This is a genomic window from Mediterraneibacter hominis, from assembly GCF_014287475.1.
GTDB classification, from domain to species: domain Bacteria; phylum Bacillota; class Clostridia; order Lachnospirales; family Lachnospiraceae; genus Mediterraneibacter; species Mediterraneibacter hominis.
In genome coordinates this window covers 69,146-79,310 of record NZ_JACOPF010000006.1, presented here as the reverse complement: position 1 = coordinate 79,310, position 10,165 = coordinate 69,146, and the positions used below count along the sequence as shown (strand labels likewise).

The 10,165-nt window shown below is 33.7% G+C and carries 8 protein-coding genes and 1 pseudogene; all 9 read right to left on the bottom strand.

Annotation, left to right across the window (positions count from 1 at the left end; genetic code table 11):
• Window positions 1–848, bottom strand: a pseudogene (locus H8S37_RS17115) (hypothetical protein); the annotation flags it as partial.
• A gap of 43 nt (window positions 849–891) precedes the next feature.
• The gene (locus tag H8S37_RS17110; protein WP_186877285.1) at window positions 892–1,659 is read right to left on the bottom strand and encodes a hypothetical protein; all 768 of its coding nucleotides are present in this window, start codon (window positions 1,657–1,659) and stop codon (window positions 892–894) included.
• Window positions 1,660–1,668: 9 nt separating this feature from the next.
• Window positions 1,669–2,829: a UDP-galactopyranose mutase gene (gene glf, locus H8S37_RS17105; RefSeq protein ID WP_186877284.1), complete on the bottom strand. Its 1,161-nt coding sequence runs from the start codon at window positions 2,827–2,829 to the stop codon at window positions 1,669–1,671.
• 1 nt (window position 2,830) lies between these two features.
• The gene (locus tag H8S37_RS17100) at window positions 2,831–3,748 is read right to left on the bottom strand and encodes an NAD-dependent epimerase/dehydratase family protein (protein WP_186877283.1); all 918 of its coding nucleotides are present in this window, start codon (window positions 3,746–3,748) and stop codon (window positions 2,831–2,833) included.
• A 2-nt stretch (window positions 3,749–3,750) separates the two neighbouring features.
• Complete coding sequence (gene rfbG / locus H8S37_RS17095) at window positions 3,751–4,821, bottom strand: CDP-glucose 4,6-dehydratase (RefSeq protein WP_186877282.1); 1,071 nt, start codon at window positions 4,819–4,821, stop codon at window positions 3,751–3,753.
• Window positions 4,818–5,597 (bottom strand): glucose-1-phosphate cytidylyltransferase, encoded by a 780-nt coding sequence (gene rfbF / locus H8S37_RS17090; RefSeq protein WP_186877281.1) that lies wholly within the window; start codon window positions 5,595–5,597, stop codon window positions 4,818–4,820. The genes rfbG and rfbF overlap by 4 nt, the downstream gene beginning before the upstream one ends.
• A 44-nt stretch (window positions 5,598–5,641) precedes the next feature.
• On the bottom strand, window positions 5,642–6,670 hold the full coding sequence (locus H8S37_RS17085; RefSeq protein ID WP_186877280.1) for a class I SAM-dependent methyltransferase: 1,029 nt from the start codon (window positions 6,668–6,670) through the stop codon (window positions 5,642–5,644).
• Between the two features lie 17 nt (window positions 6,671–6,687).
• On the bottom strand, window positions 6,688–8,553 hold the full coding sequence (locus H8S37_RS17080) for a glycosyltransferase (RefSeq protein ID WP_186877279.1): 1,866 nt from the start codon (window positions 8,551–8,553) through the stop codon (window positions 6,688–6,690).
• Window positions 8,546–10,165, bottom strand: a complete 1,620-nt coding sequence (locus H8S37_RS17075) for an aldolase catalytic domain-containing protein (protein WP_186877278.1) — start codon at window positions 10,163–10,165, stop codon at window positions 8,546–8,548. Before H8S37_RS17075 ends, H8S37_RS17080 begins: the two co-directional genes overlap by 8 nt.

Below are 10,165 nucleotides of genomic sequence, written 5' to 3'. Positions count from 1 at the left end.
TTTGCTCCTCCCGTCACAGAATATTCCACATAATAGTCACGAGGCGTAGAGAGCAGCAGAACATTTTTTGTCTCTGTGTTTACCACAGCAAGGATATTCACATCACTTCTGGAGCGTGCCGACACTCCTCCGTAGGTATCAATCCCACTTAAATACATGATAAAAGTATCCGGTACATTGTCCGGCACTGCCGCTGTCTCTTCCTCTTCTGCTTCATGTGCCACATTCGTAATTTCCCGCAAGTCGGTTCCCGCCCATTCATAGCCTTCCACATCCGCGATAATTCCCAGATACGCGCTGTTTAAAATAATCGCACCTAGTTTTCCTTCCTTCAAATCATCCGCCATGTCAAACACATTGTCATATTCCTGTGTATCCAGTGTATTTCCCAGAGTTTCCTCCAGCTTCTTCACCGTCTTGTCCGTATTCTTTCTGTCAATGGTCGTGCTGATTCCAAAAGAGTAATCCGCCGCGTCCTCGATACTCTGTGCAGGATCTTCCTTCATCACATATACAGACACTATATCTGTCTGCTTATCCGCAGTGGCAACCTCCTGAATGGTCGTATTCGTCTTATGGATATAATAACATCCAAAAATACAGCCCGCCGCCAGCAATGTGCACAGTATGTCCGACACAATCGAAAGGATAAATTTCTCCTGCATGATAGCAAATATAACCCCAAAGATAGCAAATACCGCCGCTGCGATCACCATGTAGGTTACTGGAAACATGTGTAAGTCCGCACAGAAGGTAAGGAAGGCAATCGCACAGAGGGCATAGAGGGCTATGAAAAAATAGCCTGTTAACTTATACCATATCCGTTTTGTTCGTTGATTTTTCATCATAGGTTAATCCCTTCTTAATATGAATTGAGCTGTGTATCTCTTCCTATTCATCATAATAGTCAATAAATAATCCCTTTAATCCAACCGGATTTATAGATACAATTTCTATATCTGAATAAAATTCATCTATATATTCCTTAAATTCATGCCACATTTCTATCATATACGTGTTGTCAAAAGTTATTTCTGACTCATAAAAAAAACCGGAAGTACAGTCACATCCTACTATATATATTTTACTCGGATGGCAGTGTAATATAAATTGTAATGCACAAAAAATAATGCCGTCTGCCTTCAGAGGTTCATTTTCTATATCCAGTGCAATTTTATTCTGATAAAGATCGTATATATAATACGTTTTTGCATTTCCATCAATAATATAATATTTAGGACATCTTCTAACATGTTTAGCGCACTCTGTATTTCTGCAACTCTGTATCCTTTTATCCGGTATAATCCCAAAAAACTTAGTACAAGATTCCTTTCTATAATTTAATATTGCATGTTTCTTCTCTGCATTCATATAAAAATCTTGACAAAATAAATAATTAAATTGTACCTGGGGCAATAGACATGCATTATTTACGCCAACATACACTGCGTCTTTTATCTTTTTATGGCGCTTTGCAGTAGGGCCTGCTCCCATTAGAACTACCGTTTTTCCCTTAAAACAGTTTCTATATCCTTGGAAAGACTTTTTATGAATTCTTTGACATTGAATCATATTTTTTAGATTACTTGTCTCATAATATACAGCATCAATGCTTTGTTGTATTTCTACAAAATTCACCCTATTTACTTCATCATTCATAGGCCTGTCCTAACATAGTTTCTTTTTGTTTTCTAACATATCACATACCTCAAAAGCACGGTCTATCGCCTGATCCATATTATAATACTTATACTCAGCAAGCCTTCCACAGATATAAAAGTTGTCAAGAGAATCCGTAATTCTACGGTATTTCAAATATTGTGTTTTATTTTCATCTGTAGGAACCGGATAATATGGTTCCAACTCCTCACTGTCGTTTACTGGAAGAGGATATTCAAGAGCAATTGTAGTTTTATCTTTTTTCTGTTGCGGTGGAAGCTTTTTATATTCCGTAATTCTTGTATATCCTGGTTCCTGTGGATATGCTACAACTGGGGTTTTCTGGTAGCTGTCTATTCCCAATGTTTTCCATTCGAATCTCAGTGAACGATAAGGCAACTTTCCATATTTATAGCCAAATAATTCGTCTAAAGGTCCTGTATAAACTACAGGTATCGCTTCATGTCCCTCAGTATAAACTTTTCCTTTGTCTATATAAAGCTTCTCTGCAGCATTTATACCACACTTTATTGTTATATTAGGATGCTTTAAAATTTTTTGTACAAATTTAGTAAACCCGCCTTCTGGCATTGCCTGGAAACTATCATCAAAATATCCTGTCTTATAAGAAAATAAAACCGGTACTCGCTGTAATACACTAATGTCTATCTCGTCCGGTGAAATCCCCCATTGTTTTGCTGTATATAATCGGTAGTCATTATCATATAAAAATTTCGCATATTCTTTTACAACTGCATCTGTGCTATTCAGCATTTGAACAATTGTAGCCTTATCAAGAGAGCCATATTCTAAAGCTATATGCTTTTTAATCATTTCTGCCTTTTTTGCTGAAAAAAATGTATCTATTGTAGAAAAATTAAAAGGAGAAGGGGTATACTTTCCGTTCATATATACAGAACATTCCAAATAAAAACTATTCCATGGGCACCATCTTTTCACATACTCTTCTACGCGTTTTATACTTGTATGAAATATATGAGGTCCATATTTTTGAACCATAATTCCATTCTTATCATAATAGTCATAGATATTACCAGCTATGTGTCCACGTTTTTCATACATGAGTACTTTCGCATTCTTTTGCTCCGCCAGATAACGCCCGACAACAGCTCCGCTTAAGCCTGTTCCCACCACTAAATAATCATACATTTCATACACTCCGTTTTCTAAAATATGCTATTGTCTTTTCGATCCCTGTTTCAAATGTAACCGCTGGACAGTATCCTGTATCTTTCTGCAATTCTCGGATGTCCACTATGGAATTATCGATTCTTTCTGTTTTATATGGTATTTTTCCAATTCCTAATATTGCTTCAGAATCTATTGATTGCTTCACCATAATAATATATTCCTTCAGCATTCTTGCTTGCCCGCTACCAATCTGGTACATCTTTCCCGCTATTCCTTTTCTGGCTATCAACAGCAATGCACTAATTACATCATCAATATATACATAATCCCACATTTGTTCCAATTTTGTATATTGTGTATCTTGATGATAAAGTAATGCTTTAATTGTATAAGAAAGAATATTGTCATCTTCTCTTCCCGGACCGTAAATACTAGAAATCACAGTCCAGTTTAGAGAAACATCTTTATATAACCGCGCAAAAAAGTCACAATATATATGAACACTTGCCTTGGTGGCACTGTAAAAATCACTCGGTATAGGCATTTGGTCGCTACTGATTTTTTTACAATATGCATATTCACTTACAGAACCTGTTATAATAACTTTTTTGCACCTATATCTTCTTGCAATCTGCATAATATTGAGAGCATAATTAATATTTTTCATCTGAATATGAAATTCATTTTTGTAAGAAGTACTTACTCCCTCCCATGCCAAGTGGAAAATTACGTCAAACTTGACATCCTTAATTTGGTGTTCTATTTCTTCCACATCATTTAAGTTACCTATAACCGGAATTAAGTGATTATTCTTTGGTATCCTTTCTATTTCATTTTTCATAACTAATGCATATATTTCTACTTCTGTTTCTAAAAGTCTGTTTATCAAATTTTTTCCTATAAACCCAGATGCTCCGGTAATAAAAACTTTTTTCATATTTACTGCTCTCCTGAAGTTTCATTCAAATATGATAGGATTTGTTTAGCCATTATATCTTTTACATCATTTCCATCTAAATAGGCCTGTCCCCATTCTACACTTTTTCTGACAGCCTCATTCACATGCCATTTAGGTTTCCACTTTAAAACCTTTTTTATATGTGAACAGTCTAATTTTAAAAATGAAGCCTCATGGGGAGCATTTTTTTCAGAAATGTTTTCCCAGGAAGCCCCTTTTCCCCAGGAACGGCAAAAAAGTTCTACTAGTTCTCCAGTTGTTACACAATCTTCATCCCCAGGACCTATATTATAGCTTCCTTCATATCGGCTTTTATCTTTATATTGTGCTTCTGCCAGTTTTAGATAAGCACATATTGGCTCTAATACGTGCTGATAGGGCCGAACTGAATATGGATTACGCACCATAATTTTATTCCCTTGTTCCATTGCACGTATACAATCTGGTATAATGCGATCTTTTGAAAAATCTCCTCCACCGATTACATTACCTGCACGGCACGTTGATACCGCAACTTGTCTGTTGAAGAAAAAAGCTCTTTTATAGGAGCTCGTTACTAGCTCTGAACAGGATTTTGAATTAGAATAGGGATCATATCCATCCAATATTTCATTTTCACGATATCCCCACTCCCATTCATTATTTTTATATACTTTATCAGTTGTCACATTTACAAAAGATTTTACACTATCATGTCTACGTATTTCCTCCAGAATATTAACTGTTCCAACTACATTTGTCTCATAAGTATAAACTGGATTTATATAACTTTCTCTGACAAGAGGCTGTGCCGCCATGTGTATTACAATTTCTGGCTTATATCTGTCAAACGTTTCATCCAGCACACTTAAATTGCGAATGTCCCCTATAATAGAAGTCATATCCTTTTCTATGTTTGCTATCTCAAACAAATTAGGAGTCTTTTCCGGCAACAGACTATATCCAATCACATCTGCCCCCTGCATTTTCAACAACATACACATCCAACTACCTTTAAATCCAGTATGTCCTGTTACCAATATCTTCTTCCCTCTGTAAAAACTCAAGTTCATTTATCCCACACTTTCCAAGGTGCCTCATCTTTTTCCAGCAATTCCTCTAATAACATTTTATCTCGCATTGTATCCATACATTGCCAAAACCCATCATACTTATACGCCTGAAGCTGTCCTTCTGCTGATAACCGTTCCAACGGTTCTCTTTCAAATGTAGTAAAATCTCCCTCAATATAATTAAATATCTCTGGTTCCAGTACCATGTATCCGCCATTAATCCAACCACCATCTTCTTTTCTCTTTTCAGCAAAATGACTTACTACATTATCCTTCCCGATAGATAAAGTACCAAAACGTCCCCCTGGCAAAATAGCCGTCATTGTTGCAAGTTTTCCACCCTTTTTGTGATATGCAGTTAAATCTAAAATATTCAAATCACATACCCCGTCGCCATAGGTAAGCATAAAGGTTTCATTACCAATATACTCTCTTATTCTTTTTATTCTTCCTCCTGTCATTGTATTTAACCCTGTATCCACAATTGTGACTTTCCAAGGTTCTGCTACATTACTGTGAATCTTCTTCTCATTTTGGTGCAAAAAATCAAATGTAATATCTGAACGATGCAAATAATAATTAGCAAAGTATTCTTTGATAACTTGTTGTTTATATCCTGCACATATAATAAACTCATTAAAACCATAATAAGCATACTCTTTCATAATGTGCCATAAAATCGGCTGTCCACCTATCTCAATCATTGGTTTTGGCTTTAAATGAGATTCTTCGCTAATTCGCGTTCCAAATCCCCCTGCCAATATTACTACTTTCATCACTATCCTCCTATTGCATTTTTTCTTTCTGTTTTTCTTATATTTTATATTGACTTCCTTTCTATTAAGTTTACAGAAGCCTGTAACTTTTCTATTTTTTCAGACAAACCATCAAATTCTTTTTTTAAATATTCTCGTTCTAATTTATTTATTGAATTCTTCATCTTTATAATTTCCCGTTTCATCTGCTGATATGAATTCTCTGTATTTTTTATCTCCTCTTTGATAGTTTTCACCTGCAATTGATAATTAACTGTACTTTCATATAAAGTAATATATTTTTTATCATAATGTTTTTGCAAAAACGTTCCAATTTCAGACAACTTTTCAGTTTCTGGAAAATAATACCATGGCAGACTTAATAAATTAAAAACGTTGTATATATTATTTTTCAATTTGTTGTCTATTTTTATTGCTCCAATATTAGGGACACATCTTTTATTTACATGTAATCTTTCTGTCGGATGCTTTGACGGAAAATAAACTGGCTCATATGTTTCCGGAATATATTTTTCGCCATTTATTGCACTCATTAATAAACAATTTGTTATCGATCTTTGCATTTCTATGGCTAGTGTATGCATAGCTGTATCATGCAAAACCAGTACCGCATTCTCACTCATATATGGGTAAACCATCAGAAAATCAAGTAGTTCTCCAGGATTCATATGACGGGTATCTAATAATACAAAATCAAACTTTTTATCAAAAGTATCCATATATTCGTATGCTAGTCCACCAGTATATATCTTCCATTTATCTGTAGATCCTATTTTCCTCTTGGCAAAATAACCCGTTTTTAAGCTTTTGTCTCGGTAATACAGATTACAGCAGTCTATAGAATATAAAACAGCATCTTTTTGATTTTTTATCGCTTCAAGTAGCAGTAATGAGGAACCGCCTGCTGCAATTCCTATCTCCAGCAGGTTTTTAGGATTAAATTTTTTAATTATATAGAATAAAAATTCTGCTTCTGTAGGCGACATTTCTAAAATTTCTTTAAATTCGTTATCCTGTAATAACTGCTGACATTCTGTATAACCTGTACATTTTGTAATCGTCAGTCCGTCCATTTTTTCTTCCTTTAAAATTACCACTTTCCTGATTTTATAATATATCTATGATATATCTTGCTTATGAAGTTACGCCTGCGCGAATTATATGGAAACAGTCTAACATTCAGCTTTTTTATGTCTTCTGAACTCTCATCTACACTGTCTGTATATGCCGCAACAGTTTTTACTTTTTCTATCTCCTTCTCATGCTTTTGAATTGCTTTTCCAGTTTCTCCTTTAATCAATCTTAGCAATACTACTTCATATAACGGAGCTTTTCTCGCATATTTCCAAAAATAGCGTGCCATGTCTACATCCGGAGTGTCCCAAGGCTTTACAGAACCTGGCCAGTGCATAATATATGGATTTTTTCTTGCTTCTAAATATTCCAGATATCTTTCACGAGGAGCATTTTCGATGGTATATTTTTTTCTGGAATAATTATAAGAATTTACATTCCATCTAATATCAATAAATTTAATCTCACCGTCCAGCAAAAGATTCATGCAATCTTGCTCTTGAACATGATATACTTTTTCCTGGAAAAATTTCATAAATTTTTGACATTCATATTTTTCCCGAATTTTTGTGTAGTTCTGTACCATAACCCCTGTATTGATATAATCAAATGGATTGCTTAAAACACACTCATTAAAATAGTATTCTTGTTCCGTTTTATTCGCTCCATTTAGAAAACCTGCAATTACAATATCTCTGGTTGCTGCTACGCAATACTCTTCCAAATCCATACTGTATAATTTTGCAATATCTCTATTTACTACTAAGTCCGTGTCTAAAACTACCATCTTTTCATAATTTGTTAATACAAATGGAGCGATAGTTCTATAAAAAATATCTTTTGTAATTCTTTCACTCACGTTGAGCTTATATTTGAATAAATGTCGTTTCAAGTCTACTGGACGTATTTCTAAATTAGAAATATTCTCACACATTTCCTTCAGTATTTTTTTACTTTCATCCGACAGACTGCTTTGCATAACCAAAATATCATAATTATAATATGGCGACATATTCTCTATAATGGACCAAATACAGGTAACTGTATATGGCATATAATATTCACTAGAGACCAACAGTATAGAAATATTATTTTCTGAAAAGGCTGGGCAAATACTTTCTTCCTTAGAGGTATGAATAAAATTCACCAAATTTGCCTCTTTTAAATTATATTTCCCTGTCTCCATCATAAAATATAAATAGCTTTCAATTAGTAAATAGCCTATTTGTTCAAGATTCACGTTCAGAAGGATACTGGATGTCTTACCTGAGTATTTTCTTGATAAAACATTTAATATGTTGAATACCCATTCTGCTAATTCGTTAAATATATCGTTCCGCAATATAAAACTATAACCATTTATCCAATTATTCCCATTAAAGTATTCTTCTACGGTTCCATATATATTGGGATATAACATTTTGACTATTTTCATGCATTCCTGAATTGTCTGCTTATCCACATTTTGGTTTCTATCTAGAAATAAATGTCTCCTTGCAATCTCTTTACACGGTGCTGCTGCTTCTTTTTTGTAGTTGATTATTCCATCCGCTTTCTTAATGGCATGCTGGTATAATTCCTCATTGTTCAAGCAGTATTTTTCTACAGCCTCTTGATTCAAATACATATAATTTTCTACTGGAGCATGTGACTTTTCTGAAAAAGTAAAGTATTGCGAATCGAGGTATACACCTTTATAATCTGCATCTACATTTTTCCATGTATAATGGAAAACACACAAATAACCATATCGGAAATAATACTCTTTTAAATCTAGATTGTTTTCGTATATATCAACTGGAATTTTTTTATACATCTCAGATTCTACGGCAAATTCCAAAATTTCTTTCTTTTCTGGAACAGTTATCTTTAAATTATTCATAATTTTTCCCTCTATTTATTTCACTAAATGGAATATATCTTTCGTTCGTAATAAACCGTAAATCTACTTCTTTCGCATATTTTTTTAAAACCTGTAGCACTCCTGTATTAACAGCTTTATATATTTTTCTACTGTTAATATTGTCCATATCTGGATTTATATAATTACTATCCTTGTCCATACTATACCCATCAACCCCTGCGATATAAATTCTCTTAACTTTTGATATAATTAATAACCTTATCAACATTAAAACTGCATTGTCACGAACGCAATCCGTCTCATTTAACAAATTTTTATATCCCACTTCAATAGCAGATTCCGCACATTCAACATTCGTGGTAACAATCCATTTCCCTTTAAATTTTTTGTCTAGCTCTTTATATCTGCGTACATTGCTTACAAATATAAAATCTGTATCGTAATACTCATATGCAAAATTTACGCTTATCGACACAAACTCCTTTTTTTCCGCCCATTCAATTACTGTTTCCTTTTCTTCCTTTACAGACTTTCCCGGAGCAATAATTACAATTTCTTTTCCTTTTAATAAATATTCCAGCGTAAATAGCCCCTCACGCCCAGCCTTCCTATCTAAATACTGAAAATATAAAGACTCTATATATTTTTCATCGTAATTATTTTTCTTTTCCTCGTCCATCAGATAAAACACATCATTTATGTTTTCGACTGTCAATGTCTTTCTATCATCTAAATAACTAGCATAATTAGGATGGCTGTTGTGCTTTGCCGACAAATAATTTGGAAGTGAATATCCCCAAGGAGTCTGCCTATAAAAATGACTTAATACACTGTCTATAATCCTGAGCAGAGGTTCTAGCCTGTATGCCTTCCCAAAATTCTCATTTAAATATTCTGTTATCAATTCCGTATTTAAATTTCCGGCTCCCCGCCCCATTCCATATACACTTGAGTCTATAATCAAACTATGAATAGAATGTACTTCCAACAATGCCTGCGCGTTTGAGTATGCAAGCTGCATATTATTATGTGCATGGTACCCTATTAATATATCTTTATCCAAGTTATTCTCTACCAGATAAAAAAGACGAATTAAATTATTCTTTTTCATTACTCCAAAGCTATCCACTATATAAAAAGCATACGGTTTTACTTCATTTGCACAGTGAATCAATTTTAAAAATTCTTCGTCTGTATAATTCATTGAAACCATAGGCTGTATAAATACTTTGTAACCCTTTTCCTTTATTTGGGCACACCATTCAATTGCTTCTTTAACATCCTTTTTATGGAATGCCACTCTAATCCCATCAATAGATGTACCATCGTACACAGGTAAGGTAGATATATCGAATTGTCCATAATTTACCATTGCAAGATAGAGTTTCGTATTATCTTTTTTCCCAATATATGGAATAATCTGTTCTATATTCTCAAAATTTGTTGCATTATCATCGTATTGAAAATTATTTTTAAGAAAACCACATTCTATAAAATCGATCTTAGCGGAAACGAGGCTGCCAATAATCTTTTTTATGTTTCCTTTTCCAAATTTCCATTCGTTACAATATCCGCCGTCACGTAATGTACAATCTAAAATAAATGAACTTTTTATTTTTAAATTTTCCAT

What these genes read in the sequence shown, in the direction of transcription:
- H8S37_RS17110 (WP_186877285.1), bottom strand. Translation starts at nt 1,659, where the DNA reads ATGAATGATGAAGTAAATAGGGTGAATTTTGTAGAAATACAACAAAGC.
- glf (WP_186877284.1), bottom strand. Translation starts at nt 2,829, where the DNA reads ATGTATGATTATTTAGTGGTGGGAACAGGCTTAAGCGGAGCTGTTGTC.
- H8S37_RS17100 (WP_186877283.1), bottom strand. Translation starts at nt 3,748, where the DNA reads ATGAAAAAAGTTTTTATTACCGGAGCATCTGGGTTTATAGGAAAAAAT.
- rfbG (WP_186877282.1), bottom strand. Translation starts at nt 4,821, where the DNA reads ATGAACTTGAGTTTTTACAGAGGGAAGAAGATATTGGTAACAGGACAT.
- rfbF (WP_186877281.1), bottom strand. Translation starts at nt 5,597, where the DNA reads ATGAAAGTAGTAATATTGGCAGGGGGATTTGGAACGCGAATTAGCGAA.
- H8S37_RS17085 (WP_186877280.1), bottom strand. Translation starts at nt 6,670, where the DNA reads ATGGACGGACTGACGATTACAAAATGTACAGGTTATACAGAATGTCAG.
- H8S37_RS17080 (WP_186877279.1), bottom strand. Translation starts at nt 8,553, where the DNA reads ATGAATAATTTAAAGATAACTGTTCCAGAAAAGAAAGAAATTTTGGAA.
- H8S37_RS17075 (WP_186877278.1), bottom strand. Translation starts at nt 10,165, where the DNA reads ATGGAAAATTTAAAAATAAAAAGTTCATTTATTTTAGATTGTACATTA.